Origin of the sequence: Polyangium jinanense (assembly GCF_028435265.1) — a bacterium.
Classification (GTDB): Bacteria; Myxococcota_A; Polyangia; order Polyangiales; family Polyangiaceae; genus Polyangium; species Polyangium jinanense.
In genome coordinates this window covers 83,849-102,200 of record NZ_JAGTJK010000014.1, presented here as the reverse complement: position 1 = coordinate 102,200, position 18,352 = coordinate 83,849, and the positions used below count along the sequence as shown (strand labels likewise).

At 66.9% G+C, this 18,352-nt stretch carries 13 protein-coding genes; 7 read left to right on the top strand and 6 right to left on the bottom strand.

The window, feature by feature from the left end; all coding sequences use genetic code 11:
- The first annotated feature begins 163 nt into the window (after nt 1–163).
- From KEG38_RS24770 to KEG38_RS24740, 7 genes are all read left to right on the top strand, one after another.
- Nucleotides 164–2,107: a hypothetical protein gene (locus tag KEG38_RS24770; RefSeq protein ID WP_272422360.1), complete on the top strand. Its 1,944-nt coding sequence runs from the start codon at nt 164–166 to the stop codon at nt 2,105–2,107.
- A 177-nt stretch (nt 2,108–2,284) separates the two neighbouring features.
- A complete protein-coding gene (locus KEG38_RS24765; protein ID WP_272422359.1) occupies nt 2,285–3,874 on the top strand; it encodes a hypothetical protein in 1,590 nt (529 codons plus the stop codon).
- Between the two features lie 51 nt (nt 3,875–3,925).
- The gene (locus KEG38_RS24760) at nt 3,926–5,623 is read left to right on the top strand and encodes a hypothetical protein (protein WP_272422358.1); all 1,698 of its coding nucleotides are present in this window, start codon (nt 3,926–3,928) and stop codon (nt 5,621–5,623) included.
- Nucleotides 5,624–5,631: 8 nt separating this feature from the next.
- Nucleotides 5,632–6,393, top strand: a complete 762-nt coding sequence (locus KEG38_RS24755; protein WP_272422357.1) for a CIA30 family protein — start codon at nt 5,632–5,634, stop codon at nt 6,391–6,393.
- 26 nt (nt 6,394–6,419) lie between these two features.
- On the top strand, nt 6,420–8,780 hold the full coding sequence (locus KEG38_RS24750) for a glycoside hydrolase family 9 protein (RefSeq protein WP_272422356.1): 2,361 nt from the start codon (nt 6,420–6,422) through the stop codon (nt 8,778–8,780).
- Between the two features lie 132 nt (nt 8,781–8,912).
- Nucleotides 8,913–9,704 carry a hypothetical protein gene (locus KEG38_RS24745; RefSeq protein ID WP_272422355.1) on the top strand — a complete coding sequence of 264 codons (792 nt, stop codon included), beginning with the start codon at nt 8,913–8,915 and terminating at the stop codon, nt 9,702–9,704.
- An 8-nt stretch (nt 9,705–9,712) separates the two neighbouring features.
- Nucleotides 9,713–10,903, top strand: coding sequence for a glycoside hydrolase family 5 protein (locus tag KEG38_RS24740; RefSeq protein ID WP_272422353.1), 1,191 nt, complete (start codon nt 9,713–9,715; stop codon nt 10,901–10,903).
- A 319-nt stretch (nt 10,904–11,222) separates the two neighbouring features.
- Here the strand turns inward: KEG38_RS24740 and KEG38_RS24735 are convergent, their stop codons facing one another.
- The 6 genes from KEG38_RS24735 to KEG38_RS24710 are packed head-to-tail and all read right to left on the bottom strand — an operon-like array spanning nt 11,223 to nt 18,163.
- A complete protein-coding gene (locus tag KEG38_RS24735; protein WP_272422352.1) occupies nt 11,223–12,593 on the bottom strand; it encodes a GH1 family beta-glucosidase in 1,371 nt (456 codons plus the stop codon).
- Between the two features lie 15 nt (nt 12,594–12,608).
- The gene (locus KEG38_RS24730; RefSeq protein WP_272422351.1) at nt 12,609–13,616 is read right to left on the bottom strand and encodes an ABC transporter ATP-binding protein; all 1,008 of its coding nucleotides are present in this window, start codon (nt 13,614–13,616) and stop codon (nt 12,609–12,611) included.
- A complete protein-coding gene (locus KEG38_RS24725) occupies nt 13,613–14,578 on the bottom strand; it encodes an ABC transporter ATP-binding protein (RefSeq protein ID WP_272422350.1) in 966 nt (321 codons plus the stop codon). The genes KEG38_RS24730 and KEG38_RS24725 overlap by 4 nt, the downstream gene beginning before the upstream one ends.
- Entirely contained in the window at nt 14,571–15,470 is a 900-nt protein-coding gene (locus tag KEG38_RS24720) for an ABC transporter permease (RefSeq protein ID WP_272422349.1), read from the bottom strand. The genes KEG38_RS24725 and KEG38_RS24720 overlap by 8 nt, the downstream gene beginning before the upstream one ends.
- Before the next feature lie 19 nt (nt 15,471–15,489).
- Nucleotides 15,490–16,467, bottom strand: coding sequence for an ABC transporter permease (locus tag KEG38_RS24715; protein ID WP_272422348.1), 978 nt, complete (start codon nt 16,465–16,467; stop codon nt 15,490–15,492).
- A gap of 28 nt (nt 16,468–16,495) precedes the next feature.
- Nucleotides 16,496–18,163, bottom strand: a complete 1,668-nt coding sequence (locus tag KEG38_RS24710; protein ID WP_272422347.1) for an ABC transporter substrate-binding protein — start codon at nt 18,161–18,163, stop codon at nt 16,496–16,498.
- Nucleotides 18,164–18,352 lie beyond the last annotated feature (189 nt).

Here is an 18,352-nt window from a genome sequence, read left to right as displayed (position 1 = left end):
ATTTCGGCTTCCCCCGCGCCGTCATTGTCGCGCGGATGGATTTTTCTCCGCCCCTGGGAATGCGGCGCGTGGCACCCGGGCCGGCGAAAAAACGCGTGCAGAAGGCGGGCGCTCCGTGAGAATGTTGGCGCTGCTCTCGATCTTTTTAAACAGGAGGCGAGCGATGCGATTCATCGGGGCATGCTTCATCTTGGGTATCGGCATGGCCGTCGGCTGTTCGGCGGGGGGCGGGGGCGACAAGACGCCCGCGGGGTCCGGCGGCTCGGGCGCATCGGGAGGCCAAGGCCAGGGCGGAAACGGCGGCGACATCTTCAATCCCTCGGGCGGGATGGGCGCGGCGGGCGGCGGTCCGGTCGGCGGCGACGTGATCGTGAACGCGAACTGCCAGGCGAACTGCGACGATTTCCCTGCCGATCCGATCTTCGACGGGAATGCCCCCTCGAACGCCCCCGATCTCTTCGGCGAGCCCGACAATTACACGCCCGGGCTCTGCATCGTCGAGCCACACCTCGGAGAGGGGGGCAAACCCGGCGCGTTGTTCCCGGCAAACTGGCTGCGCGTCCGGTTCCGCGTCAAACCCGCGGGCGGCGAGAACCTCTTCGAGATCCGCCTCAAGGCGCCGAACCAGAAGAACTCGCTCGTCGCCTACTCGGCGAGCCCGGTCTGGGCCATGCCGAAGGAGATCTGGGAGGCCATCGGTGTCAAGGGTGGCGCCATCGATCAAGAGATCCAGGTGACCATCCGCGGCGTGAACTCGCAGAACCCCGGCACGCCCACGGGCGCCACGGGCACGTTCACGATCGCGCCCGTGACGGCGGGCGGATCCATGGTGTACTGGGCTTCGACCTCGTCCGACGTCACGCCGACGACGAGCAAGCTCGTCGGCTTCTACGTCGGCGACGAGACCACGATCGACGCACTCACCATCCCGCAGGTCCAGCAGGGCGGCATCCTCGCCGAGGGCGGGCGCGAGCTGCGTGGCAAGTACTCCGATCCCAAGGGCGTGCCCCAGGGGCGCGTGCAGTGCATCGGCTGCCACGTTTCGACGCCCGATGGCAAGGCCGTCGGATACACCGATCACTGGCCCTGGAACAACGTCGTCAGCGGCATCGAGGAGGACAAGGCGGGCGAGGTGCCGGCTTATTTCTCCCCGGGCGCGCAGCGGCTCTTGAGCCAGCCGTGGCTCGGCATGATGACGTTCTCCAAGGCGGTCTGGGGCGCCGGCAATCGTATCGCGATCACACCGTACGCGAACCGGAATGTCGACATCGGCTTCACCGATAGCGCCGGCTACGGCTCGGACCGGCTCGCCTGGTTCGACCTCGAGACGAACGTGAACATTCCCTGGACCGAGGGGCAGAGCGGCCCGACGAACGACGCGATCAAGAGCGCGCAGGGCACGGCGTGGGGTTTCCTCCAGACGTCTGGCGAGTCGCAGGGCATCGTCGCCCCGAATTGGAGCCACGACGGTCAGACCATCGTGTACACGTCGGCAGGAAAATCCCAGGATGGCCGCATCGCCGACAATGTCGAGACCGACATCAAGACGGTCCCCTACAACAATCGCCAGGGCGGCACGGTCACGCCGGTGCAAGGTGCGGCAACGCCGGGTGTGTCCGAGTATTACCCCTCGTTCTCGGCGGACGACAAGCTCATCGCATACAATCGCGCGGGCAATACGACTGGAAAGATCTACTATCGGCCCGACGGCGAGGTGTACGTCATCCCGACGGGCGGCGGGACGCCCATCCGCCTCGCGGCGAACGACCCGCCGGCGTGCACGAACCAGACGAGCCCCGGCCTCATCAATAGCTGGGCGAAATGGTCCCCCACGGTGCTCGGGGGCGTGCCGAACGGCAAGACCTACTACTGGCTGATCTTCTCCTCGGCGCGGGATTACCCGGGCGCGTTCATCGTGCCGCCGAACCAGTACAGCCCGGCGGACACGCGCTCCTCGCAGCTCTACATGACGGCCATCGTGCGCGACGCGCAGGGCAACTACGTGACCTACCCGGCCGTCTACATCTGGAACCAGGATCCGAAGACGAGCAACCTGACGCCGGCCTGGGACATCTTCGACATCCCGCCCCCGCCCCCGCCCAAGTAATATAATGAGGAGGCGGCCCCTCCCTGGGTTTTACCCGCATCCGAGGTAAAACTTTCGCATACGGGTAAAACCCTCCGGGCCGCCTCGCTCCACCGCACCCGTGCGTCAATTTTTTTGCGCACGACCCGCATGCGGCGGTTGTAAGAGATACGGTAAATCGTGTAGTGTGCCTAATTCATGGACCGCCGCTTCTCGGGGGCGCTGTCGCGCGCCGTGTCCGTCGCCTTGTTTCATTTTGTCGTCGCCACCGCGCGGGTGGCAAACGCGGAGCCGAACGACGACGCTGCGCTCGATCTGGCGAAAAAAGCAATCGAGGCGGATTATTTGGGCACCAAGTTCGCCGAGGCGGAGAAAAAGCTCAAACAGGCGCTCACGCTCTGCGGCCCGAAGTCCTGTTCGAACAAGGTGGTGGCGCGGCTGCACCGGGACCTCGGCGTCGTTTATGCCGGCGGGATGAGCAAGATCGAGGAGGGGAAGGCCGAGTTCGTCGCGGCGCTCAAGGCCGATCCCGAGATCACGCTCGATCCGGATCTCACCTCCGAGGAGATCGAGACCGTCTTCAAGGACGCAAAAGCTGCGGCCGGCATCGGCGGCGGAGGCAATCCCGAGTCTCCGCCCCCGAACCCGACACCGAACCCAGGGCCTGTCGCGCCCGCACCGGCGCAAGGCGATCTCGTGCACACGCCCCCGCCCGAGCAGACGGTGATGACGCCGGTCCCGATCTATACGGAGCTGCCAGACGGCGTGGAGGCCACGAAGGTCGTGCTCCAGTATCGGCCTTTCGGCGCCTCGGCCTGGAAGACGCTGGAGATGCCGAAGGTGACGCAGGGGTATGGAGTCGAGGTCCCCTGTCTCGACGTCGGCAGCGTGACCGGGCAGCTCAAATATTTCATTCAGGCTTTCGACAAGGACAACAACGTCGTCGCTTTTGCCGGCACCCGGAAAGATCCGCTGAACGTGGCGATCAAGCTCCAGATTGAAGGCGCCTCGCCTTCGCTCCCGGGGCAGGCGCCGCCCGCGAAGTGTTCCGAGGCGGCGGATTGCCCGCCGGGGCTGCTCGGGTGTCCCAAGCCGGGCGAGGAAAAGACCTGCCCGGAGGGAGAGCCCTGCGACAAACCGCCGGAGGCGCCATCCGTCGCCCGGAAGAATTGGGTGACGCTCGGCCTCCAGCAAGATTTTCTGGGGCTGTCGGGCACGACCGGCACGTGTTCCGGCGGGAACGAGTATAGCTGCTTTTCGGGGGATGATTTCTACGAGGCCATCCCCTACGACAAGTCCGGCGGCGAGGTCGCCGGGGGTCTCGCGGTCGCGACCACGCGGATCTTCATCGGGTACGAGCGGGTGTTCGGGAAAAACTTCACGGCCGGGCTGCGCGCCGGGTTCGTGTTCGGCGGCGGGCCGCAGGCGCCGGGCGGCGCGGCGTTCGTGCCCGTTCACGCCGAGGCGCGGGCGGCCTACTGGTTCGGCGCCGATCCGTTCGCCGGGACGGGGCTGCGGCCCTTCTTGACGCTCGGCGGCGGGCTCGCGCAGGTCGACGCCTCGGTCAAGGTCACGGTGTACAATACCGAGCAGGACTTCATCGCGGACAAGAGGCTCGTCCTCGACGCGTGGAAAAAATCGGGCCTCGTCTTCATCGCGGCCGGCGGCGGCGCGATGTACGCGATCCGGCCGAACACCGGGCCCGTCGCGGAGGTCCGGGTGATGCAGCTCTTCGGCGCCTCGGGCACCACGCTCGGCGCCACGCTTGGGTATTCACACGGCTTCTGATTCGCCGTGTACGCAAAAATGTTTCGTTCAGGGGTGGTGAGAGGAGCTCCAATGCGTTTGTCCTCGTTGACCATGCTGCTCTGTGGTGTGCTCGTGCCTTTGCCGGCGCTGGCGCAGGGGGATCCGAAGCCTGCCGACGAGGACGCTCCGGTCGTGCAGATGCAAAACACGAGCGCGGGAGGGGGCTCCGCGCCCTCCGCGCCTGCGAAGCCCGCGGCCGCGCAATCGGCGCAGAAGCCGCCCGCGCCGGATGTGCAGACGCCCCAGGGCCCTCCGCCGAGCTTCGGCAACTCGAGCCCCGTGATCTCGGGTTCCGGGGGCAATGGCGCGAACAAGTCCGAAGGATTCGAGTTTCATGGCTATTTTCGCGCCCCGATGCGAATCGGCATCGGCGCCCGCGACAACCCCCTGCCGGATCAGAGCAAGACGACCCTGCACGCGCCCGTCGTGCCGGACGATCAATACCTGAACTGGCAATACAGCGGCCACCAGGCGCGCGACTGGGCCGAGCTCTACTTCAGCTACTCGAAGGGGTGGGCCAAGGCCACGGCGGGCATCCTCGCCTTCAACTTCACGGACGCCGCGTGGAAGGAGAACCTTGCGCAGTTCGGCATTGCGCAGGGCTGGGTCACGCTGACGCCGGAGCTGCCGTGGATGAACGTCCGGCTGGAGGCCAAGGTCGGCAGCTTCTGGGGTCGGTATGGAATGGCGGGCCGGTACGACGCCGGGTATTACGACACGTTCCTCTTCGGCCGCACGCACACGCTGGGCGAGACGCTCCGCATGGAGATCGACGTCAAGGACTTTACCTTGTGGGGCGAGCAGGGCTTCGGCGTGCGGCGCCCGAACCCGAGCATCTACAACGATGCCCGCTTCACGCTCGTGAACCACCTGCATGCCGGCGTGAGCTGGAAAAAGACGGTCGACCTCTCCTTGCACCATTTCTATACCTGGGCGCAGGAGGAGGATCGGCCCGGCTCGGCGCTGACGAACGTGCCGAACGGCAACATGAGCGTGATCGGCGCGGACGTGCGCGTCGACGCGAACATGTTCGGCTATCTCTACGCGGGTTTTTCGCGCGTCTCCGCGGAGAACGCGCGGGTCGTCGGGCCCGCGGTCGAGGTGATCCATGCGAACGGCGGCGGCGAGTTCGCGCTCGGCATCACGAGCAACTACCTCGACGGCCCGACCCGCCAGAGCAACGGCAACGGCGCGGTGAACACGCTGCTCGCGCAATACGAGCTCAGCATCGCCAACATCCTCTCGAACATGAAGACCCCGGGGCAACGCTACTGGGGCGAGGGGCCCGACCTCAAGATCGCGGCCTTCACCATGGCGAACTTCATCTCGAGCGACGACCCCGACATGGATGGCGTCCGGAAGTTCAAGTACGGCTTCGACCTCAATGGCCGCATCAAATCGTGGTTCGGGCTCGGCCTGCGCTTCGATCGCCTGCAGCCGAACTCCAAGATCCCCGAGCAGTCGTTCGCGATTCTCTCGCCGCGGCTCATCTTCCGCTCGGATTGGCTCGCGCACGAGGAGATCTCCCTGCAGTATTCGCGTTACTTCTTCAACGTGCGGGAGTGCGATCCGGCCACCCCGCAGCTCTGCACGCAGCCGCCGGCGGCGCCCACGCTCCCGGACGGCTTCGGCGCGACCACGACGAACCAGGATCCGGGGACACGCGGCGCGCCGGCGACCCGGCCTGATCTCAACGTCATCCGGCTGCAGGCCTCGATCTGGTGGTGAGGGCGAACATGAACAAGGCAATCACGTACTCGATGGGGGCCTTCGTCGCGATTTGCGCGTTCGTGCCGGCGATCTCCGGATGCATCCCGCGCCCGCCGGGCGGCGGGGGCGCTGGTGCTGGCGCGGGCGCGGGCACGAACCTCGATTCGCCGGACGCCAAGCTTTGTCCGGCCGATGGAGTGCTCGACGACGGCGAGGACAACAACAACCAGCTCGCGGTGAGCAAAGGCCGGGGCGGTTACTGGTACACGTTCGCCGACAAGGGCGGCTCGACGGTCACGCCGCAGGCGGGCGCGCTGGGCGGCACGTTTTCGATGAGCCCTGGCGGCGCGAACGGCTCGCAGAGCTCGGCGCGCATGAACGGCAAGCTCGGCGGATCGGGCACGATCTTCGCGGGCATGGGCTTCAATTTCGTCGATCCGAAGGCGCCCTTCGACGTCTCGCAGTACAAGGGCATCTCGTTCTGGGCGAAGCGCGGCGAAAACTCGACGGGCCACGTGCGCATCAAATTGCCTGACGCGAACACGGATCCGGAGGGCAAGGTCTGCACGGAGTGCTTCAACGACTTCGGCATGGATATCGAGCTCACGACGACGTGGACGCAGTACGTCGTCCTGTTCAGCGCCGCGCAGCAGCAGGCCGGGTGGGGCCAGCCGCGGCCCGACGGGATCGAGAGCGCGAAGATGTTCGGCATTCAGTGGCAGGTGAACACGACCGGGGCCGACTACGATATCTACGTCGACGACATCCAGTTCACGGGTTGTCCGTGATGCGGGGACGTTCCGCGAGGTTTGTCATGCGCAACGTGACCTCATCGAGCATACTGTACGCGGCGCTTCTGCTCTCGGGCTGCGCGCCCGGCGCCGGTTCGCAAGATCCGAATGCGCCGAGCGACCCGGGCTCCGGGCCCGTGGCGAACGCGCCGCAGGTGGCGCCGCAGGGCGGCAACAACCTGCTCAAGAACACCGATTTCGAGGACGGCACGAGCTTGCCGTGGACGACGTCGTTCAGCGCGCCCGCGACGGGCAAGGCGGCGGTCGAGAACGGCGCGTTTTGCCTGAAGATCGACGACAAAGGGGCGAACCCCTGGGACGCACAGGTCCGCCATCGCGAGATGGTCATCAAGCGCGGCCACACGTACACCGTGCGTTTCAAAGCCTGGGCGAGCAAACCCACGCGGGTCCGGCCCAAGGTGGGCATGGCCGGGCCGCCGTACGCCGAGTACTGGTCGAGCACCATCGAGCTGAAAACGAAGCCGCAACGCTTCGAGGGCGCGTTCGTCATGGGCAGGGGCGACGATCCGACGGCGGAGCTCGCCTTTCACATGGGCGGGGGCCTCGCCGCAGAAGGCGGCGTGACCGTTTGTCTGGACGACATTCGTCTGGACGACCCCGACTTCAAGGCACCGCCGCCGCCGCCGCAGGTGAAGCTGCCCAAGGTGCGGGTCAACCAGGTCGGGTATTTCCCGGGGCTCGTGAAAAAGGCGATCGTGAAGGCGGTGCCGAACAAGCCCCTCGCGTGGGAGATCGTCCGGGAGGGCAAGGAGTCGGTCGCCAAGGGGACGACGGCGGTCTTCGGCGACGATCCCGCGTCCGGCGAGCACGTCCACGTCGTGGATTTCAGCTCGTTCGCGAAGCCCGGCGACAAGTACGAGCTCCGCGTCGAGGGCGAGACGAGTTTTCCCTTCGACGTCCGGAAGGATCTTTACGGGAAGCTCAAGTACGATGCGCTCGCTTATTTCTACCACAACCGCAGCGGCATGCCGATCACCATGCCTTACGCGGGCGAGGAGAAATGGACGCGCCCCGCTGGCCACACGAGCGACAAGAGCGTGCCGTGCGCGCCGGGGACGGGCTGCTCGTATTCGCTCGACGTGTCCGGTGGCTGGTACGACGCCGGCGATCACGGCAAATACGTGGTCAACGGGGGCATCTCGGTCTGGACGATGCTCGCGCAGTACGAGCGGGCGAAGCACCTCGGTACGAGCGTGAACGATTTCGGGGACGGGAAGCTCGCGATCCCCGAGAACAAGAACGGGGTCCCGGACGTCCTCGACGAGGCGCGGTACGAGCTCGAGTGGATGCTCAAGATGCAGGTGCCGGACGGGCAGCCGCGCGCGGGCATGGTGCACCACAAGGTCCACGACGAGAAATGGACCGGCCTCGGGCTCGCGCCGCACGAGGCCAACATGAAGCGGTTTTTGCGCCCGCCGAGCACTTCGGCGACCTTGAACCTCGCGGCGAACGCGGCGCAGGCGGCGCGGATCTGGAAGACGTTCGATCCGGCGTTCTCGGCGAAAGCCTTGGCCGCCGCGGAGAAGGCCTGGGCCGCGGCGAAGGCGAACCCGGCGGTGTACGCGCCGGCGAGCGACAACCAGGGCGGCGGGCCATACGACGACATCGACGTGAGCGACGAGTTTTACTGGGCCGCGGCCGAGCTCTTCATCACGACGGGCAAGGACGAGTACCAGACGGCCCTCACGAAGTCGAAGCATTACATGGCCGTCCCCCAGACGGCCGGTGGCACGGGCGCCGGCGCGCCATCGTCCATGACGTGGCAGATGACGCAGGCGCTCGGCACGATTTCGCTCGCCATCGTCCCGAACAAGCTCGACAAGGATCTCGTCGCGGCCATGCGCTCGAGCGTCGTCGCGGCCGCGGACGCGTACCTCGGCATTCTCGACGCCGAGGGGTATCGTTTGCCCTTCAAGGCAGGAGGGTCGCGCAAGTATCCCTGGGGCTCGAACTCGTTCCTGCTGAACAACCTCGTGGTCCTCGCGCTCGCGCACGATTTCACGAGCAAGCCGAAGTACCTCGGCGGCGCGATTGAGGGGATGGATTACATCCTTGGCAAGAACCCGATGGTGCAGTCGTACGTGACCGGCTACGGGTCGAATCCGCTCAAGAACCCGCACCATCGATTCTGGGCGAATCAGGTGGACGCGAAGTTCCCGACGGCGCCGCCCGGCGCGGTCTCGGGCGGCCCGAACTCGGGCCTCGATGATCCGTATGGGCAGGCCGCGGGGCTCGCCGGATGCGCGCCGCAGAAGTGCTTCATCGACCACATCGAGGCCTGGGGCTTGAACGAGATCACCATCAACTGGAATGCGCCGCTCGCCTGGGTCGCCGCGTTCCTCGACGAAAAAGGTCGAATCTGATCTCCTCGAACGAATGAAGCAAAAACGGAATCCCGCGCGGCGCATTGTGGTCGCGTCGGGGCTCCGCTATGATGATCCGCATTCCTTCCGAGCGGTTCCCCCTCCGCTCCCACCGAAAGGTCCGGTGCAGCCATGAAATTCGTGAACGAACATCGTGCTTTCTTTGCCGTCGTGATGGGCTTGCTCGTGGTCTCAGCCGCCGCGTGCGACGAGGGCTCGACGGATACCACCGGAGGGGGAGGGGCAGGCGCGAGCGGCGGCGGCGGCCCCGGCCCTGGCCCCGGCGGCGGCGGTCCGGGCGGCGGCGGCGGCTCCGGCGGCGGTGGGCAAAAGCTCACCAGCATCGACGATATGGAGGATCAGAACGGCTCGATCACCCCGAACGCGGGCTTGCTGGGCGCCTGGTACACGTACAACGACGAGACGGACGGCGCGACGCAGACGCCCGTCGTGGGGGATCCCTTCGAGATGACCGCGCTGTCGCCGGCGCGGGGCTCCAGCATGTACGCGGCAAACACGAAGGGAAGCGGCTTCACGACGTGGGGCGCGGGCTTCGGGTTCGACCTCAACAACGACGGCCTGACGAAGAAGGCCTTCAATGCGTCCCAGTTCAACGGTTTGCATTTCTGGGCCAAGGTCGGCGCAGGCGCGAGCGGCGCCGTGCGCTTCAACGTCGGTGACTCGCAGACCACGCCGGAAGCCGGCAACTGCGGCGCGACGTGCAGCGACGACTTCGGCGCGAACATCACGCTCACGACCGACTGGCAGGAGTTCAAGTTCAGCTTCGCAGAGCTCAAGACCGTGAACTGGTCGAAGCAGAACCTGACGGCGATCAAGAAGGACGCGTTGTATTACGTGCACTTCCAGGCGGGGCAGAACGCGAACTTCGACATCTGGATCGACGACATCTCCTTCTTCGAGTGAGGGAAACCATGCAATCACGACGCGGCCTCTTGTTCCTCGGTCTGTCACTCCTCGGGATCTCGCTCGGGGGGATCGGGTGCGACGTCGGCGAGACGTCGAATCTCACGGGCGGTCAAGGCGGCGAGGGCGGCGCCCAGTCCACCATGGGTATGGGCGGCTCCACGCCCGGCGTGGGCGGCATGGGCGGCGCGGGCGCGTCGAGTGCATCGAGCGGGCCGGGATCGAGCAGCTCCGGCAGCTCGTCGAGCTCGGGCACGGGCGGCAGCGGCGGCGCGCCGCCCGTACCCCCGGGCGGGTATTACGTGCAGGGGAACAAGATCTACGACGAGAATGGAAGCGTCCACGTGTTCCGCGGGCTCGCGCGGCCCTCGCACGAATGGACGCCCCAGGGCGAGAACATCTCGCTCGCCGATTTCCAGAAGATCAAGGGCTGGGGCGCGAACGTCACGCGTCTCTCCTTGAACCAGGGCTTCTGGCTGCCAGGGCACGTCCGTTACGACGGGCAATACCAGCAGAACATCGATCAGGCGATCCAGTGGGCGCAGCAGGCCGGGCTCGACGTCATCCTCGATCTGCATTGGTCAGATCGCGGGGACATGAACAACTACGACACGAAGCAGCAGCGGATGGCCGATCAGAACTCCGTGAAGTTCTGGCAATCCGTGGCCGAAAAATACAAGAACAACGGCCGGGTGCTGTTCGAGCTTTACAACGAGCCGCGAGACGTGTCCTGGGAGGTCTGGCGGAGCGGCGGTGATAGCGGCGAGGGCTTTCAGGCCGTGGGCATGCAGCAGCTTTACGACACGGTCCGGGCCACCGGCGCGCAGAACATCGTTCTCATCGGGGGTCTCGACTGGGCCTTCGATCTCTCGGGCGTGCCGCAAAATCGCATCCAGGGGACGAACATCGTATACGTCACGCACCCGTACGATTTCGGGAACAAGCAGCCGGGGACGTGGGAGCAGAAATTCGGCTTCCTCGCGGCAACGGATCCGGTATTCATCACGGAGTTCGGGAGCTTCGACTGCTCGACGAACTACACGAGCCAGCTGCTCGCATACGCGAAGGAGCGCGGCATGTCCTGGACCGGCTGGGCGTGGTACGCGAAGGGCTGCGATTTCCCGTCGCTCATCACCAACTGGAACGGCGATCCGAGCGCAGCCGGGCAAGTCGTCAAGTCGGCGCTGCAGAATCCCTGAGGCGCGGGGCGTTGCCCCGCACCCCAGCAGGGGGCTGTCCGCCCCCTGCACCCCGGACCAGCGCAAGCGCTGGACTCGGGGTCGATGAACTGCGCAACGCGCAGTTCATCGAACAGGTCGAGGCAAGACCAAGGACGACCCTGCCAACCAAGACCGCCGTGACTGGCAACGCCGTCTCTGGTCTTGCCACTGGCCTGTGGGAAGAACTGCGCATCGCGCAGTTCTTCCCCCTGAGGTCCAGGGCTTGCCCTGGTTCGGGTCGAGGGGCGAACAGCCCCCGCGGGGTCCGGGGCAGCGCCCCGGCGCTACGCTGTGGAAATCAATCCACCACGCCGTTCGCCGCGATGACGCCGCGGTACCAGAGCGCGCTGTCCTTCGGGATGCGCTTCTGCGTCTCGTAGTCCACCCATACGATGCCGAAGCGCTGCGTGTAGCCGCGCTCCCACTCGAAGTTGTCGAGCAAGGACCACACGAAATAGCCTGCGAGGGGCGCGCCTGCGTCGATTGCGCGGCGCGCTGCGATGAAGTGGTCGCGCAAGAATTGCGTCCGCCGCGCGTCTCGCACGCGCCCTTCGGCGTCGGGGCCGTCTGAATAACTTGCCCCGTTTTCTGTGACGTAGAGCTTGGCCGGCCCGTATTCGAGGTGCACGCGCGTCAGGATTTGGCGGAGACCGTCTGGATAGACCTCCCATCCCATCTCCGTCCACTCTTCGCGCGGCGCGAGGTGCTCGGTCCGCGGCAGGTTCTGCTCCTCGGGCACCTTGTCGCTGCGCATGACTGTGCGGTTATAGTAGTTGACACCGAGGAAATCGCAGGGGGTGGCGATGATCTCGAGGTCGCCGGGGCGCACGTCCGTGAAGCCTTCGGGCGGCAGGTGTCCGGCTTTGATGTAGTCGGCCACCATGTCGGCCGGGTAGTGACGGCCGAAGAGCGGATCGAGGAACCACCGATTGAAATAGCCGTCGTGGTGCCTTGCTGCGTCGAGATCCGCGGCGCTGCGCGACGCTGGGACCGTGGGCGTGAGGTTCAGCGTGATGCCCACCTCGGCGCCGGGGCTGTTCTTGCGCAGCACGGGCACGGCGAGGCCGTGCGAGAGGAGCAGGTGATGGCTCACGGACAGGGCCGCGCGATAATCGCGGATCCCCGGCGCGTGCAGGCCGATCTGGTGGCTGAGCAGGGACGCGCACCAGGGCTCGTTGTGCGTGATCCACTTCTTGACACGATCACCGAGATGTCGGCTGAGCACGTCGGCGTAGGTGACGAACGCCTCGGCTGTCGCGCGGTTTGTCCACCCGCCCTCGTCTTGCAGCGCTTGCGGGAGATCCCAGTGGTAGAGCGTGACGAACGGCTCGATGCCTGCGGCGAGCAGCGTGTCGACGATCCGATCGTAGAAGTCGAGGCCTGCCGCGTTCACCTCGCCGCGGCCCTTCGGCAGGATGCGCGGCCATGCCACCGAGAAGCGATACGCGCGCACGCCGAGGTCCTTCATGAGCGCGATGTCGTCGCGGTAGCGATGGTAATGGTCGCAGGCGATGTCGCCGTTCGTGCCGTCGTTCACCTTGCCCGGGGTCTTCGAGAACCGGTCCCAGATGGACTCGCCGCGGCCATCCTCGGTCGCTGCGCCCTCGATCTGGTACGAGCTCGTGGCCGTACCCCACACGAAATTGTCAGGAAAAACGTACTTGGACATGATGCCTCGCTGGGTTTACTCGCTTCGGGCCCGAGAGGGCTCGGGGTACAGGTGACAGCGGACGACGCGGCCCTCGTCGAGCGTGACGGGGCGCGGGGTCTCGCGCCGGCATGCCTCGGTGACGTCCGGGCAACGCGCGGCGAAAGGGCATCCGGGCGGCGGATCGACGAGCGCGGGCGCGCCGGATCGCGCGGGCAGCCCGCGGGCAAACGAGCCTTCGAGGTCGGGGATCGCCGAGAGCAGGAGCTTCGTGTACGGGTGCAACGGCGTTTGCAGGAGCGCCTCGCTCGGCCCCGATTCCACGATGTGGCCCGCGTACATCACCATCATCCGATCCGCGACGTAGCGCGCGCTCGCGAGGTCGTGCGTGATGTACAGGAACGAGATGCCGCGCTTCTCTTTGAGATCGAGCATCAGGTTGAGGATGCCCGCGCGGATCGAGACGTCGAGCATGCTCACGGGTTCGTCCGCGAGGATGAGATCCGGCTCCACGGCGAGGGCGCGCGCGATCGCGACGCGTTGCCGCTGTCCGCCGGAGAGCTGCTGCGGGTATTTCGCGGCGACCTCCGGCGCGGGGACGAGGCCCACGGTGTCGAGCAAGGCGTGGACGCGCGTGGTGAGATCGGCGCCCGCATTTGCTTTGCCATGCAGGAGCAGCGGGCGTTCGAGGTGCTGGCCGATGGTGCGCGCGGGGTTCAGGGAGCCGAACGGGTCCTGGAAGATCATCTGCACGCGGCGGCGATACGCGAGCGTCGCGCGGCCTTGCTCCTCGTGAAGAACGTCGCGGCCGTCGAGGAGGATGCGCCCGCTCGTCGGCGCTTCGAGGCGCACGCAGAGCCGCGCGATCGTGCTCTTTCCGCTGCCCGATTCGCCGACGAGCGCGAGGATCTCGCGATGGCCGAGCGTGAAGGAGGCGTCGTGCAAGGCCCGGAGGTTTTTCGGGCGCAACCATCCTCCGACGCGGTAGCGCTTGCCGAGGTGCTGCGCCTCGAGGAGGGGGGGCGTTCGAGCGGGCTCGCTCATGGGGACACGAGGTGGCAAGCGGTGTGGTGGTCCTCGCCGATCACGCGAAGCGCGGGCGCTTCCGTCGCGCAGCGCGCGGCGGCCTCGCTACAACGCGCGCGGAAGGCGCAGCCCGCGGGCAAACGACGCAGATCGGGGGGAGAGCCCGGGATGCCGACGAGCCTGCGTCGTGGCCCGTGGATCGGGACGAACGAGCCGAGCAGGCCTTTCGTGTAGGGATGTCGCGGCGCGCGGAAGAGCTCGCGCGTGGGCGCCATCTCCACGAGGCGGCCCGCGTAGAGCACGCCGATCCGCGTCGCGAATTGCGACACGATCGACATGTCGTGCGTGATGAAGAGCACGGACAAACCGAGCTTCTCTTTCAGCTCGGCGATTTTCGCGAGCACCTCGTGCTGCACCACCACGTCGAGCGCCGTCGTTGGTTCGTCCATGACGACGAGCGGCGGATCGAGAGCGAGCGCGAGGGCGATGCCAACGCGTTGACGCATGCCGCCCGAGAGCTCGTGGGGATGACTCGTGAGCCGCGCGGGGTCGATGCCGACGAGCGCGAGCAAGTGGGCGGCTCGCTCCCGCGCGACGCGCTTGCTCGTTCGCTCGTGCGTGACGAGGACGTCGATGATCTGATCGCCGATCGTCAGGACAGGAGAGAGCGCGTTCATCGCGCTCTGGAGGACGAAGGACATCTTGCGCCAGCGAAAGCGGCGTAGCTCGTCCTCGTTCATGGCGAGGACGTCGTGTCCCTCGAAGAGCACGCGGCCGCCCGTGATCATCGCGGGCGGCGTGAGGATGCGCGCGAGCGCCTGCGCGACGGTCGATTTGCCGCTGCCCGACTCGCCCACGAGCCCGAGCACCTCGCCGCGCTCGAGGACGAACGACACGCCGTCGACCGCGCGCACCGGGCCCGAGGGCGTCTGGTATGCGACGACGAGATCCTCGACCGAAAGGAGGGGCGCGCTACCCATGATCCCTCACGACCGGCGTCGACGCGCCGGGGCGGATGCCGCGTGTGGCGAGGGCGCGCGCCCAGTCGCTCACGGCGCGCAGGCGCGGGTTCGTGATCTCGTCGAGGGAGAAGCTCACGAGGACGAGCGCCGTGCCGACGAGCGCGACGGAGAGGCCCGTCGGCACGAGCGTCCACCACGCGCCCGTCAGGAGCGCGGCGTCGTTGCTGGCCCAGTAGAGGTTCGTCCCCCACGTCACGACGCTCATGTCGCCGAGCCCCAGGAACTCGAGGCCGACCTGCGCGCCGATCGCGTACACCGTCGCGCTGATGAAGCACGACGCGAGGACCGACGTCATGTTGGGCAGGATCTCGCGAAAGACGATGTAGAGCCTGCTCTCGCCCGTGACGATCGCGGCGGCGACGAAATCCTTGTTGCGGAGCGAGAGCACCTGCGCGCGGATCACCCGCGCGTTCCAGGCCCATCCCGTCGCGACGAGCACGACGAGCAGGGCCTTCGTACCCGCGGGCAGATACGCCGCGAGCACCACGGCCAGGGGCAAACCCGGGATGACGAGGGAGACGTTCGTGAGGAGCGAGAGCGCGTCGTCGACGAGGCCGCCGAACGTGCCTGCAACCGCGCCGACGATCGCGCCGATCGTGGTCATCGCGAGCCCGGCCACGAAGCCGACGAGCAGCGACGCCCTCGCGCCTGCGATCGTTTGAGACCAAACGTCTTGCCCTTGCCCCGTGGTCCCGAGCAGGTGCGCGCGCGAGGGCGGTTGCAGCGGGATGTCGACGAACGCCGAGGGGTCGTACGGCGCGACGAGCGGACCGACGAGCGCCATCAGGAAAAACACCCCGAGGATCACGAGGCCCACTGCGGCTTTTCGAGGGATCTTCGTGCTCGTCATCGGATGCGCTCCCGAGCCCCTAGCGACCGCGCGTCCGCGGGTCGAGCCATACGTAAAGCACGTCCACGAGGAAGTTCGCGGCGAGCACGGCCATGGTGATCGTCAGGAAGATGCCCTGCATCAGCGGATAGTCCTGGCTGCGAACCGCTTGCACGAGGAGATACCCCTGGCCTGGGTATGAAAAGACGATCTCGGTGAGCAACGACCCGCCGAGGACGAACCCGAGCGCCATGCCGAAGCCGGTGACGTTCGGCAGGAGCGCGTTGCGGGCCGCATAATGGAACATGATCCGGAGCGGCGACAGGCCCTTCGCATGCGCCATCGTGACGTAATCTTCGGCGAGCACGCCGATCATCGAGCTGCGCATGGAGAGCGTCCAGCCGCCCACGCTCGCGAGGACGATCGAGGTCGCCGGCAAGAGGAGGTGCTCGGCGACGCTCGCGACGAACGAGAAGCTCAGCGAGGGCGCGAGCGTGTCGGCGTACGCGTGGCGCAGCGGCAGCACGTCGAGCGTGAAGCCGAAGCCATAAAGCAGCATCATCGCGAGCCAGAAATAAGGAAACGCGCCGAGGAACACGAGGAGCGGCGGCAGCGTCGTGTCGAACGTGCCGCCGCGGCGCCACGCGGCGATCACACCGAGCAAAGATCCGAGGACGAACGCGACGACCACGGAGGAGCCCGTGAGCAGCGCGGTCCAGCCGAGGCCCATCGCGAGGACATCCGTGACCTTGGCCGGGAAGTACGCGACCGATACGCCGAGGTCGCCGCGGAAGAGGTGCGCGAGGTACGCGACGTATTGCTCGTGCAGCGGCCCGCCCGTGAAGCCGAACGCCTCGCGCAGCGCCGCGAGCGCCTCGGGCTGGAGCTGCCCTTTGTATCGCGCGAACATCGCGGAGGCGGGATCGCCGGGCGCGAGGCGCGGGACGATGAAATTGAGCGTGAGCGAGGCCCAGGCCGCGAGGATGTACAGGCCGAGCTGTCGCAGGAGGTATCGCACGTGCCGTCTCCTCGTGATCCTTTCGCCCTCACGCGCTCCGCGGCGTGAGCCGCGTGAGGACGAGCAAGCACTCCGGCGCGCTGTAAGGGGAGGGTTTGGCGTATGGATCCCGCGCGCTCGGAAAACCCTCGAAATGGCGGGTGTTGAACGCGGCCCAGGCCGGGTTCGGGAAGAGCGGGATCACGGGCGCGCGCGTGGCGAACAGGCGCTCGAGCGCGTGCGAGAGTCGCATCTCGTCGCGCTCGTCGGCCGCACCCTCGAATTCCGCGAGCAGGGCGTCGGCCTCCTCGCTGCCGAACCGATGCCAGTTGCGCGCGGCGGGATCGCCGAGCGGACGGAGGGTCGCCGTGCCCATCAGATCTCGATAAAAATGATACGGCGTGGGCTCGTCCGAGGACCAGCCGAGCGAGAGGTCGAACGCGCCTTTCTGGAGCTTCTCGAAGAAGGCGCTGAAGTCGTACGCGCGCGCCGCCGAGGTGACGCCGAGCGCGCGCAGGCCCTGGGCGATGATCTGCGCGGCGCGGATCCAGTCGGACCAGCCCGTGACCACGTGGACGTCGAGCGTGAGCGGCGCGCCGTCGGCCGAGGCGCGTAGGCCATCCGCGCGGCGCGGATAGCCAGCCTCGTCGAGCAGCCGCCCGGCTTGGACCATGTCGTGCGTGATCCAGTCGCCGGCCGCCGCGGCCTCGGGGCTGCGAAAACGCGCGTATCCGTCGTGAAGGCCGGTCGCGTCGGCGGGGCGCGTATAGCCGTACATCGCGACCTTCACGAGCAGGGCGCGATCGATCGACATGCTGATCGCCTTGCGTACGCGTTCGTCCGAGAGCGGGGCGCGCGCGGCGTTGGGATAGAGCATGACGGTGCCGCCCACGAGCGGGAACCAGTAATGGTGGTGGGCCGGATCCTTCGCGACGAAGAGCCGCTCGACGTCGGGCACGAAGTTACCGGCCCAGTCGACCTCGCCGTGGAGGAGCGCGAGCGTCGCCTGATCGTTGCCGGGATACGCGGGGAAGCGGAGCCCGCGGAGAGCGGGTTTGCCCGGCTGCCAGTACCGCGGGTTTCGACCGAGCTCGTAGACCTGATTCTGAAAGACCGTGATTTCGGTGAACGGGCCGGTGGCCACGGGCCGCTCGTTCGTGAACGTGACGGGGTCTTTCACGTCCCGCCACACGTGCCGCGGCACGATGGGCTGGTGCCCGAGGTAGACGAGCCCCGGGACGTATTGTTTTTTCAGGGAGAACACCACCTCGTCCGCGCCGCGCGCCCGGGCGTCGTCGAGGAAGGACCAGACGCCGAAGAGATCGAGCGCCTTGTGGCGTCCGAGGATCTCGAATGTGAAGACGACGTCGTCGGCCGTGAAGGGCTGACCATCGGACCAGGTCACGCCGGGGCGGAGGGTACAATGGAGCGTCCGTTTGTCGGGGCTCCAGGTGGCGCCGGTCGACAGCCACGGGACGAGTTTTCCGTTGATGGTGTCATAGATGAAAAGCGGCTCGTAGATTCCCGCACGCGTGGGCCAGCGGATGTTCCCCGGCGCGAGCAAGGGATTGAAGTTGCGCACCCAGGAGGCCTGCTGCTCGGTCGACACCGTGAGGACACCGCCGGGATCACGCCGCGCGCCGCGCCGCCCGGAGCACGCGCTCGCGAGCGGGGCGAGGAGCGTCGCGGCCAAAAACCGCCGACGAGGCCATCGCATTCGTGTCATCGAGGAATCTTTCAAGGCCATCGAATTCGTTTCTCAACGACGCTACCCGCATCTTTCGCCGAGCGTCAAGGTCGAATGACGCGGCGGGCGGCGTCGATCTTTTCGGCTGACCATGATATGGCATTGGCCGTGCCTCGGTCCCGCCGGCTGGTGATCTCTCGGGACGAGGGAAGGGAGTTC